Below are 19151 nucleotides of genomic sequence, written 5' to 3'. Positions count from 1 at the left end.
GATGAAAAACAATGACGAATGAAAAGTTGACTATAAAGGTTCCGGGTAAACTGATGATTGCTGGAGAGTTTGCCTTATTAGAAGCCAACCAACGATCAATAGTAATGGCTGTTGATCGTTTTGTTTATGCAACAATTAAAGACTGTATTGAAAATCGTGTATCCCTTCCGAAATTAAACCTCGAAAACCTTAAATGGGAAATTAAAAATAATAACATACATATCGTGACGAGTGATAGGCGCGTAAACTTTGTTGAAAATGCGATGAACGTAGCATATCGTTATGTAACTGAACAAGGAAAGTCCTTTGCTAATTTTGACTTGGCTATTACGAGTGAATTAGACGATGATTCAGGAATTAAATATGGATTAGGTTCAAGTGCAGCAGTTGTCACAGCGGTGATCAGGGCAGTTTTAGAAAAACAGTCAATGTCCTGCTCACCTAAACTGCTTTTTAAGTTGGCAGCTATTGCTCATGTAGAAACGCAAGGTAGTGGTTCTGGAGCTGATGTAGCAGCATCCTCATTTGGTGGGCTGGTTACTTACACATCCTTTCAAGCGGAATGGTTAAAAGATGCATTTGGTAAGGCGTCATCGATAACTGAATTAGTTGAGCGTGATTGGCCCTATTTTTCCGTTAAACCAATTGAATTACCGGCTGATATCCATATGTTGATTGGCTGGACAGGAAGCCCAGCTTCAACCAAACAATTCCTTAAAAAAATTGCCCTAGTCAAAGTGCGAGACGCGGGTATCTATAATCAGTTTATTGATGAGTCAGCTTTAGCTGTTAGCTCGATTATACGGGGAGTTGAATCTGGTGATAACAAGCAGATACTAAATGGAATAGCTTCTAACAGAAAGACATTAGCAAATCTAGGAAAGCACGCTGAAGCAGATATCGAAACAGCCTTACTTAAAATTTTGTCTGATATTGCAGAGAAACATGGTGGTGCAGGGAAACCATCAGGAGCTGGTGGGGGAGATTGTGGTATTGTATTTCTTCCTAGTAAAGAAAAAGCGGAACGAGTTATTCAAGAATGGGAAGAGGCTGGTATAAAGCAATTATCACTTAGTCTGAATTTACATGGGGCTAAATTGAACTAGAAAATGGTAAAGGTCTGGTCACAGTAGAAAATATATAACCAACTGGAAAGAAGTACATTAAAGGTCTAAGAACACTAGTCAGTCCAGCTCATATGCTCTAATGCTTTTGTGGTATATTTAGACATCTTTATGTCCAGTTGAGTCACAGGTTGATTTTTAGTTAAACTATCATGTAGAGGAGGTTTCAATTATGAAGAAAAATATTTCTATTATTGGAGTACCGATGCATTTAGGACAACCGCTTCCAGGAACAGATTTAGGGCCGGACGCAATTCGCCACGCTGGTGCTGTCCAAAAATTAAAGCGTTTACAACATGATGTTGAAGATTTAGGTAATATAAAAATTGAGTTTGTATCAGGTGAAGAACAACGGGAAGAAAACTTGTTAAACCTGCAAGACATTATTGATTCAAGTACAACTCTTGCCAAAAAAACAGATGATGTCTTAACGGCTAAACGATTTCCGCTATTATTTGGTGGAGACCATAGCATGGCAATCGGAAGCCTTGCTGGAATTAGTAAGCATTACGAGAACCTAGGTGTCATCTGGTATGATGCCCATGGTGATTTAAATGATAGCCGAACATCACCGTCAGGAAATATCCATGGAATGCCACTGGCTGTAAGTCTTGGAATTGGTCATAAGGAACTAACATCCATTCATGGGGATCAACCGAAAGTTAAACCTGAGAATTTAGTAATCATTGGAGCGCGTGACTTAGACCCGGGTGAAAAAGAACTTATTAGGGAACGTGGAATCAGGGTTTATTCAATGCGAGAAGTAGATGAATTAGGAATGAACGCTGTTATCCAGAAGACAATTGAATACTTGAAAGAGCGGACAGATGGTATTCATTTAAGTCTTGACTTAGATGGATTGGATCCAACTGAAACACCAGGAGTTGGAACACCAGTTTATGGTGGCCCGTCCTATCGTGAGACACGTCATGCGATGGAATTATTGCATGATGCTGATGTCATTACTTCTGCCGAATTTGTAGAGGTAAATCCGTTACTTGATGACAAAAATAAAACGGGCATTGTGGCAGCGAATTTGATTAGTGCATTATTTGGGGAAACGTTAAAATAATGATTAGTTAACGGAGTAATAAAAAAGACAGTGATTTCTGCTTGGAAGTCGCTGTCTTTTTATGTATGCTAGCACACAGATGAGTGCCTAGTTAAGCACTTTTTACTGCCTTCTGGTAGGTGTTGAGGAGCGAATCTAATTGCTTACTAGATTTAATTACTGCCTCAGAAGTATAGCTGTGGGTAGTACTCAAGGTAATCATTTCATTACGACAATGTTCAATCTTTTTCAATAAATTATAATTATCCACAAAACCTTCCTCCAATCTAGTATAATGTAGTAAAAGATACCCATATATTTGAAATAATAAACTTAAAAATTATTTTTTATAAGTGAAACTTTTACATATCCTATTTCGTAACACAAATACCGCATGAATAGCGGAGGTACTTGCTATGGATTTAATAATAAAAGAAAAAATAAAACAAGTGAAAAAAGGCGACCAAACTGCATTTGAAGATGTGGTTACTTTTTATCAGCATAAGATTTATCAGCATTGTTACCGAATGCTTGGTAACGCGCACGAGGCGGAGGATATAGCGCAAGAGGCTTTTATTCGAGCATACATGAATATTGATTCGTATGATATAACCAGAAAGTTTTCAACGTGGCTGTATCGCATCGCGACGAATTTGACCATTGATCGAATACGAAAACGGAAGCCAGATTATTATCTTGATGCAGAGGTTAAGGGAGCGGATGGCTTAAACATGTATTCCCAGCTTGAATCGGATAATATTTTGCCAGAAGAGGAAGTAGAGAATCTTGAACTGAAAAGCTATATTCATCATGAAATTTCAGAGCTACCACCTAAATACCGATCGATTATTATACTACGGTATTTAGAAGAGTTTTCCCTAAAAGAGATAAGCGACATCCTAGATATTCCTTTAGGAACGGTAAAAACGAGGATTCACCGGGGTAGGGAAGCTTTACGGAAGAAGCTTCGTCACGTGTAAAGGAGTGTGAACGAAATGAAATGCGAAAAAGAAGCTATCATGCTTATGCATAAATATTTAGATGGAGATTTAACTAAACCAGAAGAAGTAAATTTGCGAGGACATTTAGAGACTTGTGAAGATTGTCAACAGCATTTTCATGAGTTAAAGCGCACGATTACCTGGGTGCAAAGTGCCGAAAAGCTATCCGCACCTGAAGACTTCGCCAAAAGCGTGATGAATAAATTACCAAAAGAGAGACGAAGAGTTAGCTATATGCGTTGGTTCAAGGCACACCCAGTAATTACAGCTGCCGCGATATTTTTTATTTTCATGTTTAGCGGTGTACTATCGGCATGGAATCAGAGTAGTGAATTAGTTGTTTCCAAGCAAGAGAACTTGATAATTAAAGGGGGTACTGTTGTTGTACCTGAAGGTGTTACCGTATCTGGTGATTTGTTAGTGAAAAACGGCAACTTGAAAATTGATGGTACAGTAGATGGTAATGTAACCCTAATCAACGGTAATTTAATAGATGATTCAATTGATGGCGAAGGACTAATGGCATCAGTCGGAGAGGTGAATGGAGATTTTGAGGAAGTTGATCAAGTGTTTGAGTGGATGTGGTACCATTTACAGGAAATCTTCGAAAGTATTTTCTCCCTTGGTCAAGTATGGGTTAATTAAACACCATCCCCTATTTTAAGAGCTTTCTGTTATGGTGAACAGAAAGCTCTATTTTTTTAAAAAAACAGGTATAACACATCATTCTAGGTGTGTAAATAAAATCCTTATTGATGGCATGTTTGACGGTGGAATATGATATAATAATAACCGTTGCACTATTAGATAGAATGAGAACCTATGGATAGAAGGATGTGTAAACATGCTTGATGGGGGATTTGATGTATTTGACCTCTTACGTATCGGCGTAGATATAGCTGTCGTTTGGTACATACTATATAAATTAATTATGCTAATTCGTGGTACAAAAGCAATTCAGCTACTTAAAGGGATTTTGGTTATATTAATCGTATGGATTATCAGTCTTGTTTTTAATTTACAAACCATTCAGTGGTTAACAGATTATGCGATAAGATGGGGATTCGTCGTTATTATTATATTATTCCAACCCGAGTTAAGACGTGCACTGGAGCAGCTTGGTAGGGGTAATATATTCTCTAGAAACACAAAATCTGAAGAAGAAATTTTAGAACAAACTATCGAAGCTTTTATACATTCTTGCGGCTATATGGCAAAACGCCGCATTGGTGCACTAATTACGATAGAACGAGAAACAGGAATTGGCGATTATGCCGAAACTGGAATACCAATTGGTGGTAAGCTTACTCATCAATTATTAACTAACATTTTCACACCGAATACACCACTCCATGATGGCGCTGTGATTATGCGCGGTGAAGAAATAGTTGCTGCCGCTTGTTATTTACCATTATCAGAAAGCCCTTTTATTTCAAAAGAACTTGGCACAAGGCACCGAGCTGCAATGGGTATTAGTGAAGTAACAGATGCTCTTACGATTATCGTATCTGAGGAAACTGGTAATGTCTCTTGTACAAAAAATGGTGAGTTGCACCGTGATTTGGACTTAAATGCACTACGAGAACTTTTAAAAGAAAATTTATCATTATCGATAAAAGCCCCTGAATCAAAGTCCTGGAAATGGAGGGGGAAAAAGAATGGATAATTGGTTTAAAAGTAAATGGTTTGTTCGCATTATCTCGCTTGCATTTGCAATTTTACTGTATGTATTTGTGTCGTTGACTTTGTATGATAGTGAATCAGAAAATGATTCCCGAATCCCAGATGGTTCTGATGATCTAGAAACGATTGAAAAGTTTCCAGTTGATATTCAAATTGATGAGGAAAAATATGTTGTTAGTGGTGTACCTGAATATGTGACTGTTCAACTTCAAGGAAATCCTGGTGTTTTGGTTCCGGCCGTTCGCCAACCAAGTTTTGATGTGTATGTCGATTTAGAAGGTATAGGTGCGGGCGAACATACGGTGGAGCTTGAGTATTCCAATGTGCCAAATAATCTAGGGGTTTATATTGAGCCGAAAGAACTCGATATCGTCATTGAAGAGCGGGCATCAGAAGAGTTTAATGTTAATGTAGACTTTTTAAATACAGATGAACTAAGTGAAGGCTTTGAAATAGGATCTTCAGAAGTTGAACCGAAATCTGTCACGATTACTAGTTCAAAAAAAATTATTGATCAAATAGGTATAGTAAAGGTATTTGTGGATGTAGCTGGCCTTGATGAATCGATTGAAAGTCGAGAAGTACCAGTAAATGTGTATGATAGTCAAGGAAATGAATTGAATGTAAACATAGAACCTGAGAACGTGGTCGTTTCAGCCGAACTTCTGAATCCGAGTAAAATGGTTCCAGTAGCGGTTCCTACAACAGGTGAATTACCTAAAGAATATGTACTTTCATCAATTAAAGCAAATATAGAGGAAGTTGAAATTTTTGCAACCAGTTCAGTTTTAGAAGGTATTGATAAAGTGACAACGGAAGATATTAACTTATCAGAAATAACGGAGTCACAAACAATAGAAGCTAAACTTGCGTTGCCAGAGGGTACAAGCGTTCCGGAGACAAAAACAGTAGAAGTGGAAGTAGAATTAAAACGGACTAAAACGATAGATGATGTCGCAATCGATGTAGAAAACTCTGGTAATGGACAAGACATAGAGTTTACAACTCCAAGCGATGCCATAATGAATGTAGTTGTAGCTGGGTCGGAAGAAAGTATAAGTGAATTAACTAAAGAAGACGTTCAATTATTTGTTGATGTTGAGGGACTTGAAGAAGGAGAACATCAGGTACCCGTAACTATAAAAGGCCCGAAAAATGTCACAGTTAAAGCTGAAATGGAACAGGTGACGATTGAAATTACGTAAAACTGTTCCTTCAATAGCTAATAAATCATAAGTTGTAATAATTGTAGAAATAATACAGGTATTTGGAAACAAAAGGAGAGGTACTGCATGGGTAAATATTTTGGTACAGATGGTGTCCGAGGAATAGCAAACGATGAACTAACTCCCGAGCTTGCATTTAAACTAGGACGTTGTGGTGGATTTGTTTTAACAAAAGACATAAAGAAACCTAAAGTTTTAATTGGGCGAGATACACGGATTTCTGGACCTATGCTAGAAGGTGCATTAGTTGCTGGTCTATTATCAATAGGTGCTGAAGTAATGCGTCTTGGTGTTATTTCTACACCGGGTGTTGCTTATTTGACGAAAGCAACCAAGGCAGAAGCGGGTGTTATGATTTCAGCTTCACACAATCCAGTAGAAGATAACGGGATAAAGTTTTTCGGGCCAGACGGATTTAAATTAACCGATGAACAAGAGGAAGAAATCGAAACGTTAATGGATAGTGAAGATCTACTTCCTCGACCAGTCGGTGAAGAGGTTGGACAGGTAAGCGATTATTTTGAAGGTGGACAGAAATATATTTCCTTCTTAAAAGGATCCGTGGACAATGAATTCGAAGGTATGCAGATTGCGTTAGACTGTGCAAATGGATCAACGTCTAGCCTAGCATCGCATTTATTTGCTGATCTTGAAGCGGATATTTATACAATCGGAAGTTCTCCAGATGGATTGAACATAAATGACGGTGTAGGTTCGACCCACCCAGAAACCCTGCAAGCATTTGTCTCCGAAAAGGGCGCTGATATTGGTCTTGCTTTTGATGGTGATGGTGACCGTTTAATTGCTGTTGATGAAAAAGGGCAATTGGTGGACGGCGATCAGATTATGTATATTTGCGGTAAATATATGAATGAAAAAGGCCACTTACACCATAATACAGTAGTATCAACGGTCATGAGTAATTTGGGCTTTTATAAGGCATTAGAAGATAATGGCATGCGCAGTGATAAAACAGCAGTTGGTGACCGCTATGTAATGGAAGAAATGCGTAAAGGTGGATATAACCTCGGTGGTGAACAATCTGGACACATTATTTTCCTAGATTACATCACAACTGGTGATGGCCTTCTTACCGCATTACAACTCGTAAATGTGTTGAAGGAAACTGGAAAACCTTTATCAGAACTAGCAGCTGAAATGGAAATTTTCCCTCAGGTGTTAAAGAATGTAAAAGTTACCGATAAGAAAAACGCATTAACTAATCCGAAAATTACCGAAGCAATTGATGAAGTGGAGAGAGAAATGGCTGGAGAAGGACGCGTGCTTGTCCGTCCATCAGGTACTGAACCACTTGTACGCGTGATGGTCGAGGCACCAACAAAAGCGGATTGTGAACGATATGCGGACTGTGTTGTCGCTGTAATTGATGATTTATTAGGAATGAAATAATACGTGTGAATACTGCTCTCCAAAGGGGGGCAGTATTTTTGTTTTCGATCACGGTCCGTGATCGAAATACAGTCCGTCGTTCGGGAATACAATCGATCGCAACCAAAATACAGTCCGTCGTGCGGAAATACGATCGGTCGTAGCCAAAATACGGTCTGTCGATGCGGGAATACGATCCGTCACGGGCGAAATACGGTCCCCGACTAAATACATTCCACACCTCACACTCTATAATATGATACGATAAAGTCAAATATGCGCGGGAGTGACTCAAAATGATTTCTGTCTTACTTGTTGATGATGATCCACATATTAGGGAGCTGCTTCGCTTTTATTTGCAAAAAGAAGGCTATCGGACAGTTGAAGCCGGGGACGGACAAGCTGCACTAGAACTTTTAGAAAAACAGACGATTCATCTCGCTGTGGTAGACATTATGATGCCACATGTGAATGGTTATGAACTATGTAAAGAAATTCGTACATACTACGATATTCCTGTAATCATGCTGACAGCTAAGGGTGAACTAATCGATAAGGAAAAAGCTTTTACAGCTGGAACAGATGATTACATCGTAAAGCCTTTTGAACCGAAAGAGGTCTTATTCCGGATCAAAGCTTTACTTAGAAGATTTCAAGTAATGAATGAGCAGAGCATTCATCTAGGAAATACAATCATTGACCGAAAAAGCTACGAAGTAAAGATTAATGGTAAAACGGTTATTTTGCCATTAAAGGAGTTTGAGTTACTTGCACAGCTGGCTAACTATCCCAATCAAATTTTCACAAGGGACCAATTAATTGAATTAGTTTGGGGAAACGACTTCACTGGGAATGATCGGACGGTCGATGTACATATTAAGCGTTTACGAGAGCGTTTCACTGAAAATAATCATGATTTTTCTATTAAAACAATACGAGGTGTGGGTTACAAGCTTGAACGGGTGTAACAACCTGTTCATGTTCACTGATAAAAATAAAAATGAAGCTTGTTTGGAGGAACAACTATGCGAACTCTTTATGTACGCATTATCGTCGTAACGATGGTAATTATGATTGCGAGTTCTATTATTGCCTTCTTCGCATCGAATATTTATTACCAACATTATTTAAAACCAAAGAATGATGCAAAAATTACACATATCAGTAAGAACATTGTAGATATTTATAATTCGAATAACAAACAAGGTGTTTCAACCTATCTAAAAGAAATGGCCGATCTAGGCTATAAATTTTATTTGGTGGATGAGGCTGGCGATGGACAGGTTTATGGGGAATCGTTTCGAAAAAACAATTTAGATTCCAGTAACATTGAACGTGTATTGGAGGGCAATGTCTATCATGGGATTAAGCAGTATCCATGGAGGCCCTTTGTGACAGGATTTTTTGATAATGAATTGAAAAATACAATTGGTGTTCCTATAGAAGTTAATGGAGAAAATTATGCTTTATTTGTACGGCCAAATACTGCACAGCAATTTGGTGAAATGCGGTTTTTTCTTGCAGTTTTACTTACTTTGGCACTAACCTTTTCTTTCTTATTAGTATTAATAAGTACAAGCTATATAGTAAAACCAATTAAACGGTTGACAGAAGCAACAAAGAAAATCGCTGCTGGGAACTACCATATGAAATTGAATGTTAATCGTAAGGATGAAATTGGCCGGCTGGCAAAGGACTTTTCAAGAATGAGTGATAGCTTAGAGCTAACAGAAACAAAACGACAAGAATTTGTTTCAAATGTATCCCACGAAATTCAGTCACCACTGACTTCGATACAAGGCTTTACTGAATTGGTTAGAGATGAAGAAATGACAGCAGATGAGCGACATTACTATCTAACTATTATTGAAAAAGAAAGTAAACGTTTATCCATGTTAGGGAAACAGCTACTTATCTTATCGATGCTTGATCATGATGATAGTGGTAACACGGCATTTCCAGTTTCTATCGATGATCAAATTAAAGAGGTTGTATCAACGACAGAGTGGCAATGGCAGGAGAAAAACCTCAGTATCGATTTAAATTTACAGGCAGGTGAAATTATAGGTTCAACGGATTTAATCCAACAAATCTGGATGAACTTAATGACGAATGCGATTCGCTATACAGATAATGGGGGAACTATATCCATTACAACGAAAGAGGACAAAAGTGGTGTACATGTATACATTCAAGATACTGGAATTGGAATGACAGAAGCGGATGTAGCGCAGATATTTGACCGATTCTATAAGGTGGATAAAGCGAGGACTAGAAGTGATGCTAGCACAGGTCTTGGGCTTGCAATTGTGAAGAAAATAATTGAAATTCATCAAGGAACCATCGAAGTGGAAAGCGAAATGGGCAAAGGTTCAACCTTTCATGTCTACCTACCGAAAAAGTAATCAATCGTTCATCTTCTATTCACATTACTTATGTAAGCTATAAGTAATGTGAGATTTAGGAGGGGACGATTTTTATGTTTTTAGCGATAAGAGAATTAACTCATGCAAAGTTTAGGTATATATTAATTAGCGTCATTATGGTGCTAATCGCCATGTTGATTTTTATCATCTCGGGTTTGGCACAAGGTTTATCTTCAGATAATGCTTCTGCTGTTCAAAATTTACAAGCGGATTATCTGGTGCTAGAAAAAGACGTTGAACATAAGATTACTCGTTCACTGTTTCCTGCAGATAAATTGGAAACTATTCAGGAAACAGAGGGTGTTGAAGCAGCTGTAACACTTTCAGTCAACATGACAAGTGCCACTGAAAAAGGGTCAGATAAGCAAATTGATGTTGCACTATTTACGACGGATGAAAACAGCATGTTAATTCCTGAGGTAAGTAGTGGCGAGACGTTTTCAGCCCCTGGTCAATCAGAGTTAATTTTAGACGATTCCATGAAACAAGAAGGTGTACGGCTGGGCGATGAACTGCAATTAGGTGGTTCTGATCAAATCTTTACTGTAGTTGGATTTACCGAAAAATCACGGTTTAGTCACACACCAGTTGCCTATGTAGGAAGCGGGGCGCTAGGAGCATCCAATGGAAAAATTAGTGCAGTTGCACTTCAAGTGGCAGAGGGCAAGAGTGAAACGGTAAAAAGTGAACTCTCTGGTGATTTTGATATTTTGACAAAGGATGAATTATTAAAAGGAATACCGGGCTACTCCCAGGAACAAGCTTCACTAACAATGATGATTGTTTTCTTGTTTGTGATTGGTACGTTTGTACTGGCTGTGTTCTTCTATGTCTTAACGTTGCAAAAAACAGATCAATTTGGCGTGTTGAAGGCACTTGGAACAAAAACATCGTATTTAATACGGAATGCGATTTCACAGGTGGTATTAATCTCTGTAATTTGTATTGGCATTGCACTGGGTTTAACGTATGGAGCGGCAACATTGTTTCCAAAAGATTTACCATTTGTGCTTAATATCACGAACATGCTGCAATTTTCTACCGTATTGCTAGTTGTTACGATTCTTGGATCATTATTATCGCTCATTCAAATTGTGAAAGTTGATCCGATCCAGGCAATTGAAGGAGGGGCTAATTAATGAAAACACTAGAAATGGATAATGTCACAAAGATCTATCATGATGGACCTAAGGAATTTAAAGCAATTGACCAGGCTTCATTTGGGATTGAAGAAGGGGAATTCGTAGCAATTGTAGGCCCATCAGGTTCTGGTAAAAGTACTTTGCTATCAATTGCTGGAGCATTGCTCACACCGACCAGTGGACAGATACGTATAGATGATAAGGATTTAGCATCCTTATCATCGAAAAAAATTACACAATTGCGTTTAGATAAACTAGGATTTATTTTCCAATCAGCAAACCTTATTCCTTATTTAAAAATTAAAGATCAGCTAGGGTTAATCGGTAAACTAGGAGCGCTAAGTAAAAAGGCAGCGGAAAAACGGGCGAAGGATTTACTTGAACATTTTGGACTTTCTGAGCGACTTGATCATTTTCCGAATGAGCTTTCAGGGGGGCAAAGGCAACGAGTTGCTGTAGCTCGTGCGCTAATGAATGATCCGAGTATTATTTTTGCGGATGAACCTACAGCAAGCTTAGACTCGAAACGTGGATTAGAAGTAGTTGAAATGCTAGCGAATGAAATAAAAACCCGTAATAAATCGGGAATTATGGTGACACATGATGAGCGTGTCTTGCATTTATGTGACAGGGTAATCACGATTAAGGATGGAAAATTGGTATAACGCACTGCGGGGTGGAAACTTATGGTTTTCACCTTTTGTGCAAATTTTGACAACGGGGAAAATGTTGTCTGGTACACATAACACTCTATCGGAACGAATAAATATAAGCTATACTAATAAGTAACAATTCAAACATCTTAGAACTTTCATAGAAAACAAATCAGGGGGACTATGATGATACAATTTCCGAAACCAACCGTAGAGCAGTTTTTTCGTACATACGCAATTACCAATTTTGCAGTAAGTAAAGATGAACAGCGTCTTATTTTTAATGCAAATCTAAATGGCAAAATGAATTTGTGGGCAATGGATTTACCAGATACATACCCATACCTCTTTGCGCATCAGGAACAGTTAAGTAGCTTTATTCAATTTGATGCTACTAATCGCTATGTTTTATCAGGATTTGATCAGGAAGGTGATGAAAACCACCATATTTATGCACTACCTGCTGAGGGTGGGATACCACAACCGCTAATAACCGGAAGTGCTGAAGACAAATTTTACCTTGCACATTTAAGTGATGATGGAGAACGAATTTATTATGTAACATCTGAAGGAAATGAATCTTTTTTAAATACCCGCGTTCGTAATCTTGCGGATGATTCTGACAAGCTTATCCATAAAGGAAAAGACGGCCTTACGGAACTAGCAGCTGTGTCAGATAATGAAAAAGTATTTGTATATCAAGTTTCGTTCGCTAACACGTATGTGACAGGTTTTGTTAAAGATAATGGTCAGGAGTATAGCCTAACACCAGATCCGGAAAAAGTTCATGTAACATTTGATTCTGTTTTTGTGGATGATTCTACCGTCTATTTTGCTACTGATTATGATAGTGAATATAGTTATGTAGCAAAATTTGATATAACAACAAAGCAATTTTGGTCTGTTGTAACACTCGATAATGAAAGTGTAAAAACGTTGAAGTTTAATAAAGAACAGCAAACACTTTATATCCTTGCTGAAAATGGAGTCCAGGATAATTTGTATCGATATGATTTAACGATAGAACATGTAGAAAAATTAAGCCTACCAGTTGATGTCATTAATCAACTTCATGTTGCAAAATCTGGTTCCCTGTATGCACTTGGTATAAGTGCTACAATTCCGCCTAATATTTATCAACTGAATGATAGTTTGCAATGGAAGCGGCTAACAAATAACACGGTATTAGGTGTTAGCAAAGAAGAAATGATTGAGCCAGACGTAGTAACCTATCCGTCATTTGATGGCATGGAAATTGAGGCATTATTATTTAAAGCGAGTCCAGATAATGATAATGGTCATACTATTTTCTGGCCGCACGGTGGTCCGCAAGCAGCAGAAAGAAAGACTTTCAGATCCATGTTCCAATGTTTCTTAAACCGCGGATACAGTGTTTTTGCTCCGAACTTCCGAGGTAGTACTGGATATGGTTCATCGTTCGTAAAAATGGTGGAACAGGATTGGGGAGAGGGACCAAGGCTTGATTGTGTTGCAAGTATCGAATGGCTGTTTGAAAAAGGTATTACCGATCGAGAAAAACTATTCCTTGTTGGTGGTAGCTATGGTGGATATATGACATTATTGCTTCATGGTCGTCATCCAGAGTATTTCAAAGCGTGCATCGACATTTTTGGACCATCTGATTTGTTTACGTTCGTAAATTCCGTTCCTCCACACTGGAAACCAATTATGGAGCGATGGATTGGTGATCCGGAACGCGACAAAGAACGTTTTGTTCGGGATTCTCCAGTAACATATTTGGATACAATGACAAAGCCCATGCTCGTGATCCAAGGTGCAAAAGATCCTCGTGTTGTGAAAGCAGAATCAGATCAAATCGTTGCGAAGCTTCAAGAAAAAGGTCGTGAAGTGGAATACATGGTGCTTGAGGATGAAGGGCATGGATTTAGTAAAAAAGAAAATGAAATTAATACGTATAATCGTATGATTGACTTTTTGGAAAAGCATCAAGGGTAACTATTTAAGAGCAGGTTAACCATTTTTGGTAAACCTGCTTTTGTTTGACTGAGATTGATATGTGTGACTACTTAATCAAGGTGATATAATTTAAATAATGAAACAAAAGTTGAAAGGAACAATTGATTTCACCATTTACTTTGAACCAACATACACTTATAACAACATACACAAAATAACCATTGACCAAACAATTGATTATCGGTTAGAATATAGTGTGTTGTGATTGGATAAACCATTCATAAGTACTTTTAGTCAAAAATAGAAAGGAGCATCGTAAGGTAGAATAGCATCAAAAGCGCCTGAACTATTCACAGAGACGACTTAGCAATGAATAGTTGACGAGGAGGAGGATTATCGATTTTTTCGGCGGATACCTCCCGATTGCACATCTCAATCGTTATACTTTATTCATAAAACAATGAGGCAACTTGTTGGCCAATTGAATAAGGCAAGATGACCAATTAAACAACCACGAGAAAGGGGCAGTAAAACGCCCCGTAATGCTAGTATATACAGGCCGTTTGTCTGCCCCTTCCGTACAAGGAGGATACACACTATGTGTGGAATTGTAGGCTATATCGGACAAAATGATACAAAAGAAATTTTATTAAATGGACTTGAGAAATTGGAATATCGCGGCTATGACTCCGCTGGAATTGCTGTTTTAAATGACGAGGGAATGAATATTTTCAAAGTTAAAGGACGTATTGCAGCGCTTCAAGATCGTGTAGATGCATCAACACATGCCACAATGGGAATTGGCCACACACGCTGGGCAACCCATGGTGTGCCAAATGTTGAGAATGCTCATCCACACCAAAGTACTTCAGGCCGCTTTACAGTCGTTCATAATGGAGTTATCGAAAACTACCAGGACCTGAAAAAGAGTCATCTACAAGACGCAAATTTTGTCAGTGAAACAGATACAGAAGTCATTGTACAATTAATGGAGAAGATTTTCGGGGAACTTGAAGATACTGCTGAGGCATTTCGTCAAACCGTAAGTCTTCTAAAAGGTTCTTATGCCCTTGGTTTAATTGATCGTGAAGACCAAGATAAAATCTATGTGGCAAAAAATAAGAGCCCGTTATTGATTGGTTTAGGCGAGGGGTTCAATGTTATCGCAAGTGATGCTATGGCGACACTAAAGGTAACTGACCAGTATCTAGAAATCCATGACAAAGAAGTTGTTCTGGTTAACCGCAACTTTGTTGAAATCCAAAAGCTTGATGGAACTGCTGTTACTCGTAAACCTTTTACAGCGCAGATTGATGTGAGTGATACTGAAAAAGGTACGTACCCACACTTTATGTTGAAGGAAATCGATGAGCAACCATTTGTTATGCGTAGAATCATCAAAGAATACCAAGATGAAAACAACGAGCTGAAGCTTGATGGAGATATACGTGCGGCAATGCAAGCTTGTGATCGAGTTTATATCATTGCATGCGGCACAAGTTATCATGCAGGACTAGTTGGAAAACATTTCATTGAAAAAATAGCGAACATCCCAGTCGAAGTTCACGTAGCAAGTGAATTTTCCTATAACATGCCATTACTATCAGAAAAGCCATTGTTTGTATTTATCTCACAAAGTGGAGAGACAGCTGATAGTAGGTCGGTATTAGTAAGAATTAAAGAAAAGGGATATCCAGCACTTACAATTACAAATGTGCCAGGATCCACCCTTTCTCGTGAAGCAAATTATACGTTAAATCTATATGCAGGACCAGAAATTGCAGTTGCATCAACAAAAGCATACACAGCGCAAATTGCTGTACTTGCAATATTGGCGGTTGATTCCGCAAGAGCAAAAGGTCTCTCGCTCGACTTCGATCCAATGCAAGAGCTTGCGATTGCGGCAAACGCAATGGAAATTTTGACGGATCAAAAAGATACCATTGAAGAGCTTGCTAAAAACTATTTAGCAACAACACGCAATGCGTTCTTCATTGGCCGCAGCAGTGACTACTATGTTTGTTTAGAAGGATCTTTAAAGCTTAAAGAGATTTCCTACATTCAGGCAGAAGGATTTGCAGGTGGCGAATTAAAGCATGGAACCATTGCTCTAATTGAAGAAGGTACACCAGTAATCGCACTAGCAACACAAGAAGAAGTTAACTATGCAATTCGCAGTAATGTACAGGAAGTAGTGTCACGTGGTGCAAACGCAATGGTTGTAAGCATGCGCGGCCTTGAACAAGATGACGATGCATTCGTATTACCACATGTTCATGAGCTATTAACACCACTTGCTTCTGTCGTACCATTACAGCTATTAGCTTACTATGCAGCATTACACCGTGACTGTGACGTTGATAAGCCACGCAATTTGGCTAAGAGTGTTACGGTGGAGTAGAAAGTAGTTAGGATTTTTTTAGCTGTAGATTTGAAATAAAGTTTAACCGTTTGTAAAAAAGTTCGACCGTTTAAAACAAAGTTGCACCGTAACACCCCTTAAGATATTCTTATCTTAAGGGGTGTTTTTAATGGCAAAAAGAAAACGAACATCTAAAATCGAAAAATGGATTCAGGAGGGACGGGGAAGTGGGAGAGGTTCGGAATATATACCGTGGTTAACGATCCAAAATGTCTCTTCTAAAGGGCGATCGACGAGATTAAAACATATTTAAAAAGCCCAATTTCTCAGCCTAAAATTGAGAAATTGGACTTTTATCGTTACCCCAAAAAGGCTTGTAATTCTCAAAGCCTTTAAACAAGTGATGTCATAGAGTGTGAAATGTATAAATTTCTGCTTATCTGGCGGCCCATTCCCATATGTCGAAGAAAGCAAAAACGAGGGCCAAAACCAAAATAAAGGATGGCATAAAGGCAATTCAGAAGAAGCCTTGTGCTGAAACGGTCTGGCATTTCAATACCATTGTCATGGCGATACAAAATTATTACGCTGCTGCAACTCAAATTACAAATAATCTGAATGAGTTGAACTTCTATCTTCGTAAGACATTATATAATCGATTAAAAGACGTTAGAAAAGAAGCCAAGTTTAAGGATATGTCGAGTACGCTACAAAAACGCTATAAAGGGTACGAACCACAATTCTATAAGATAGAGGATATGGTATTTGTCCCCATCTATGCCCAACGGCATAAAACGAATTTATGTTTTTCACAAAATACTTGTAACTATACTGCCGTTAGCAGAGAAAAGATACATCAAAACCTAAAAGCGATTCAGAAAAGGGTACTTCATCATGTCATGACAAACTTTATTCCAAATCGAACGATTAAATATAACGATAATCGCATTAGTAAGTTTATTGCCCAATATGGCAGGTGTGCGGTAACAGGAGTGGAACTAGGTCTTTCGGATTGGCATTGTCATCATAAAAAGCCTTATCATCTCACAAGAGATGATCGGTTTTCGAGTCTGGTCGTGCTACATGAACCTATTCACCGACTTGTCCATTTAAAGGAGCTCAAAATTAAAGCTACACTTCGAGCATTACACGTGAACCATAAACAAAAAGAAATGATTAACGAACTTCGTAGACAATGCAGCCTTCAAGCAATCTAGGATTGGAACAGAAGAGACTTCTTCATTAAATACACAGATTAGAATGAATCGGATTAGTTGGCGCGCCGTACGCGATAAAAGGTGCACATACGGTGCAAACAGGGGGAAAAGGGGGCTATCTGTATGAACAGGAATTCAGAATAAAATTGGTTATTTGTGTTATTATTTAACTGTATTAACGAAGCTTTTTTGTTTTTTTATACAGAATATTACGTGTCAAAAAGGGGGGTTATTCTTGCAATGGTTAACAAAATATCTGTATTCTATGCCCCTATTTGGACTTTTTGGTTTTGTGGGTTTTTTTATACCTTCAACTTGGTCTCTACAAAATAAGATTATTTTGAGCTTAGTTATTATTTCAATATGTTATTTTGGGTATGGTCTTCGAATTCAGTATAGACTTTATGAAACATCTCAAACGAATGACAACCTCCAAGATAAAGTTACACGTTTGAGAAATGAAACAGATTCTCTTCGAAATAAAATAGACCTTCGTGATAAGTTTATACATAAAAGACAGATTTTTGTGACCCATGATTTAAAGTTTCTAAGTGATCTGCTAAAAGAGTATAACGCTCATGTTGTAGAGAAATATCCTAATAAAAAGTATGAACGGTTAAGAGACGAAGCAGCGAGCGTACGAAAGAGAGGAATAGACATTATTTCTAAGGAAGAGAGGGACTTTGATGAGCAATTCTACGACATTCAGAGTGATAAAGATAATTGATGATTATAGCCTAGTTATTAATGGTGGTTATATGGATGATATTACTGAGGGAGAAAAAATTGAGATTTTCTTAGAAGGCGAAGAAATAAAAGATCCTTATAATGATAATGAAGTTTTGGGGACCCTTGACTTTATAAAAGATAAGTTGGAAGTTACAGAGGTGTATTATAGGTTTTCTGTTTGCGAAAAGATTAAAAAAGAGAGAGTTCATTATCCATCTCCCCTGACACAAGCATTTTCTAATGGTTTGTCCGGAAGAACAGAAACCAAGGTTAGTAGAGAAAAACTTAATATTGATGAAGAAGAAAAAAGTGGTAGAAAAAAAGACGAAAAGGTTATTAAAATTGGAGATATAGCCAGGGTTGGGTTAAGCCATGATGATGAGTAGTATTTTAATTAGGAGCAAATGGGTAAAAAACAAAATTTGCCATTGTTTTAGGTATTAACTTATTACAGTATCACACCGAGGCGGCTAATCTAGTTAATGACAGAATAGATGATATAGCATTTTCTCCTGTTTTTCGAGAAGATGTATTTGGTAAAAATGAGATTGTGAAAATAACACTTCTTCCAAACGAAAGGAGGGGATTACAATTGGAAATAAAGAAAGTTACGTTAAAAACAAATAACTTAAAGGAATGGATAAAATGAAGAAAAATTTCGCGTTGCTGTGGATACGAGTCAATTGGAGTTTAGAGACCCGTTAGGTTAATTACCTTTTTTGCAAATTAGACTGTTAAGCCTAACAAAATCGCCCGCACGTAGTCTTCTATATATAGGGTTAACCGCACCTTTGGGTATATGTATAACTATATAATAGGACGATTGACAGGATTTGTGAAGGAGCTATACATATGGATTTAAATATACTAATCAGTTCGATTATCGCCGCAACAGCTGCGCTGGTTGCCATCATCGGCGGTTTTTTATTGTACAGCTGGTTTTGGATGAAATTAAGTAAATTCGCTTTTAAACTCCTTAATAAAGTTTTTTCTCAATGATTATCTTATCGGGATAATTTCTTCTTCAATCACAACTAATTGGTAAGTTGATGAATAGTGGTGAGATTTATATTAATGATAGCAAAAAAAAGCTATGCATTTTATCGCCAAAATGTTAAAAGACTTGCTTGGACATTATCCAAGAATTTGCTTTTATTTATTACAAATAAAGAGGCTAGTTATATCCCAGCCTCTTCAACTAACTATTATG

General features: G+C 37.8%; 19 protein-coding genes and 1 pseudogene. 19 read left to right on the top strand and 1 reads right to left on the bottom strand.

Going from position 1 to position 19151, the window contains the following annotated elements; translation table 11 throughout:
* Nucleotides 1-11 precede the first annotated feature (11 nt).
* Together CFK40_RS00645 and rocF are read left to right on the top strand one after the other, a co-directional pair.
* Nucleotides 12-1106 carry a phosphomevalonate kinase gene (locus CFK40_RS00645; RefSeq protein ID WP_089530208.1) on the top strand — a complete coding sequence of 365 codons (1095 nt, stop codon included), beginning with the start codon at nt 12-14 and terminating at the stop codon, nt 1104-1106.
* A 190-nt stretch (nt 1107-1296) separates the two neighbouring features.
* On the top strand, nt 1297-2196 hold the full coding sequence (rocF, locus tag CFK40_RS00640) for an arginase (RefSeq protein WP_089530207.1): 900 nt from the start codon (nt 1297-1299) through the stop codon (nt 2194-2196).
* Nucleotides 2197-2287: 91 nt separating this feature from the next.
* On the opposite strand, the gene CFK40_RS00635 is transcribed toward rocF, so the two are convergent.
* Nucleotides 2288-2398, bottom strand: a complete 111-nt coding sequence (locus CFK40_RS00635) for an aspartyl-phosphate phosphatase Spo0E family protein (RefSeq protein ID WP_264371399.1) — start codon at nt 2396-2398, stop codon at nt 2288-2290.
* A gap of 193 nt (nt 2399-2591) precedes the next feature.
* Here CFK40_RS00635 and sigW point away from each other — a divergent pair, with 193 nt between their 5' ends.
* From sigW to CFK40_RS20860, 17 genes and pseudogenes are all read left to right on the top strand, one after another.
* Complete coding sequence (sigW, locus tag CFK40_RS00630) at nt 2592-3155, top strand: RNA polymerase sigma factor SigW (protein WP_089530205.1); 564 nt, start codon at nt 2592-2594, stop codon at nt 3153-3155.
* Nucleotides 3156-3170: 15 nt separating this feature from the next.
* Nucleotides 3171-3821: a zf-HC2 domain-containing protein gene (locus CFK40_RS00625; protein WP_089530204.1), complete on the top strand. Its 651-nt coding sequence runs from the start codon at nt 3171-3173 to the stop codon at nt 3819-3821.
* 199 nt (nt 3822-4020) lie between these two features.
* Complete coding sequence (gene cdaA, locus CFK40_RS00620) at nt 4021-4842, top strand: diadenylate cyclase CdaA (RefSeq protein WP_089530203.1); 822 nt, start codon at nt 4021-4023, stop codon at nt 4840-4842.
* The gene (locus tag CFK40_RS00615) at nt 4835-6064 is read left to right on the top strand and encodes a CdaR family protein (protein WP_089530202.1); all 1230 of its coding nucleotides are present in this window, start codon (nt 4835-4837) and stop codon (nt 6062-6064) included. Before cdaA ends, CFK40_RS00615 begins: the two co-directional genes overlap by 8 nt.
* Nucleotides 6065-6151: 87 nt before the next feature.
* Nucleotides 6152-7495: a phosphoglucosamine mutase gene (gene glmM, locus CFK40_RS00610; RefSeq protein ID WP_089530201.1), complete on the top strand. Its 1344-nt coding sequence runs from the start codon at nt 6152-6154 to the stop codon at nt 7493-7495.
* Nucleotides 7496-7770: 275 nt separating this feature from the next.
* Nucleotides 7771-8442, top strand: coding sequence for a response regulator transcription factor (locus tag CFK40_RS00605; protein WP_089530200.1), 672 nt, complete (start codon nt 7771-7773; stop codon nt 8440-8442).
* 57 nt (nt 8443-8499) lie between these two features.
* Nucleotides 8500-9879: a sensor histidine kinase gene (locus tag CFK40_RS00600; RefSeq protein ID WP_089530199.1), complete on the top strand. Its 1380-nt coding sequence runs from the start codon at nt 8500-8502 to the stop codon at nt 9877-9879.
* Nucleotides 9880-9953: 74 nt separating this feature from the next.
* Nucleotides 9954-11039, top strand: coding sequence for an ABC transporter permease (locus CFK40_RS00595; RefSeq protein WP_089530198.1), 1086 nt, complete (start codon nt 9954-9956; stop codon nt 11037-11039).
* On the top strand, nt 11039-11707 hold the full coding sequence (locus tag CFK40_RS00590) for an ABC transporter ATP-binding protein (protein WP_089530197.1): 669 nt from the start codon (nt 11039-11041) through the stop codon (nt 11705-11707). The genes CFK40_RS00595 and CFK40_RS00590 overlap by 1 nt, the downstream gene beginning before the upstream one ends.
* A 174-nt stretch (nt 11708-11881) precedes the next feature.
* Nucleotides 11882-13672: a S9 family peptidase gene (locus tag CFK40_RS00585; RefSeq protein WP_089530196.1), complete on the top strand. Its 1791-nt coding sequence runs from the start codon at nt 11882-11884 to the stop codon at nt 13670-13672.
* A 97-nt stretch (nt 13673-13769) separates the two neighbouring features.
* On the top strand, nt 13770-13898 hold the full coding sequence (locus CFK40_RS21445) for a hypothetical protein (protein WP_264371385.1): 129 nt from the start codon (nt 13770-13772) through the stop codon (nt 13896-13898).
* 333 nt (nt 13899-14231) lie between these two features.
* Nucleotides 14232-16034 (top strand): glutamine--fructose-6-phosphate transaminase (isomerizing), encoded by a 1803-nt coding sequence (gene glmS / locus CFK40_RS00580; protein ID WP_089530195.1) that lies wholly within the window; start codon nt 14232-14234, stop codon nt 16032-16034.
* A 130-nt stretch (nt 16035-16164) separates the two neighbouring features.
* Nucleotides 16165-16305: pseudogene (locus CFK40_RS00575) on the top strand (heteromeric transposase endonuclease subunit TnsA); the annotation flags it as partial.
* Nucleotides 16306-16453: 148 nt separating this feature from the next.
* Nucleotides 16454-17212, top strand: coding sequence for an HNH endonuclease signature motif containing protein (locus CFK40_RS00570; protein WP_193433348.1), 759 nt, complete (start codon nt 16454-16456; stop codon nt 17210-17212).
* 235 nt (nt 17213-17447) lie between these two features.
* On the top strand, nt 17448-17939 hold the full coding sequence (locus tag CFK40_RS00565) for a hypothetical protein (RefSeq protein ID WP_089530194.1): 492 nt from the start codon (nt 17448-17450) through the stop codon (nt 17937-17939).
* On the top strand, nt 17899-18327 hold the full coding sequence (locus CFK40_RS00560; protein ID WP_152640090.1) for a hypothetical protein: 429 nt from the start codon (nt 17899-17901) through the stop codon (nt 18325-18327). The genes CFK40_RS00565 and CFK40_RS00560 overlap by 41 nt, the downstream gene beginning before the upstream one ends.
* A 466-nt stretch (nt 18328-18793) precedes the next feature.
* Nucleotides 18794-18940 carry a hypothetical protein gene (locus CFK40_RS20860; RefSeq protein WP_161493805.1) on the top strand — a complete coding sequence of 49 codons (147 nt, stop codon included), beginning with the start codon at nt 18794-18796 and terminating at the stop codon, nt 18938-18940.
* Nucleotides 18941-19151 lie beyond the last annotated feature (211 nt).

This window comes from Virgibacillus necropolis (assembly GCF_002224365.1).
In the GTDB taxonomy this organism is placed as follows: domain Bacteria; phylum Bacillota; class Bacilli; order Bacillales; family Amphibacillaceae; genus Virgibacillus_F; species Virgibacillus_F necropolis.
The sequence above is the reverse complement of the archived record's forward strand: the minus strand, read 5'-3'. Positions and strand labels throughout refer to the sequence as shown.

Coding starts and splice junctions, on each gene's coding strand:
- CFK40_RS00645 (WP_089530208.1), top strand. CDS start 12: ATGACGAATGAAAAGTTGACTATAAAGGTTCCGGGTAAACTGATGATT.
- rocF (WP_089530207.1), top strand. CDS start 1,297: ATGAAGAAAAATATTTCTATTATTGGAGTACCGATGCATTTAGGACAA.
- CFK40_RS00635 (WP_264371399.1), bottom strand. CDS start 2,398: ATGATTACCTTGAGTACTACCCACAGCTATACTTCTGAGGCAGTAATT.
- sigW (WP_089530205.1), top strand. CDS start 2,592: ATGGATTTAATAATAAAAGAAAAAATAAAACAAGTGAAAAAAGGCGAC.
- CFK40_RS00625 (WP_089530204.1), top strand. CDS start 3,171: ATGAAATGCGAAAAAGAAGCTATCATGCTTATGCATAAATATTTAGAT.
- cdaA (WP_089530203.1), top strand. CDS start 4,021: ATGCTTGATGGGGGATTTGATGTATTTGACCTCTTACGTATCGGCGTA.
- CFK40_RS00615 (WP_089530202.1), top strand. CDS start 4,835: ATGGATAATTGGTTTAAAAGTAAATGGTTTGTTCGCATTATCTCGCTT.
- glmM (WP_089530201.1), top strand. CDS start 6,152: ATGGGTAAATATTTTGGTACAGATGGTGTCCGAGGAATAGCAAACGAT.
- CFK40_RS00605 (WP_089530200.1), top strand. CDS start 7,771: ATGATTTCTGTCTTACTTGTTGATGATGATCCACATATTAGGGAGCTG.
- CFK40_RS00600 (WP_089530199.1), top strand. CDS start 8,500: ATGCGAACTCTTTATGTACGCATTATCGTCGTAACGATGGTAATTATG.
- CFK40_RS00595 (WP_089530198.1), top strand. CDS start 9,954: ATGTTTTTAGCGATAAGAGAATTAACTCATGCAAAGTTTAGGTATATA.
- CFK40_RS00590 (WP_089530197.1), top strand. CDS start 11,039: ATGAAAACACTAGAAATGGATAATGTCACAAAGATCTATCATGATGGA.
- CFK40_RS00585 (WP_089530196.1), top strand. CDS start 11,882: ATGATACAATTTCCGAAACCAACCGTAGAGCAGTTTTTTCGTACATAC.
- CFK40_RS21445 (WP_264371385.1), top strand. CDS start 13,770: ATGAAACAAAAGTTGAAAGGAACAATTGATTTCACCATTTACTTTGAA.
- glmS (WP_089530195.1), top strand. CDS start 14,232: ATGTGTGGAATTGTAGGCTATATCGGACAAAATGATACAAAAGAAATT.
- CFK40_RS00570 (WP_193433348.1), top strand. CDS start 16,454: ATGTCGAAGAAAGCAAAAACGAGGGCCAAAACCAAAATAAAGGATGGC.
- CFK40_RS00560 (WP_152640090.1), top strand. CDS start 17,899: ATGAGCAATTCTACGACATTCAGAGTGATAAAGATAATTGATGATTAT.
- CFK40_RS20860 (WP_161493805.1), top strand. CDS start 18,794: ATGGATTTAAATATACTAATCAGTTCGATTATCGCCGCAACAGCTGCG.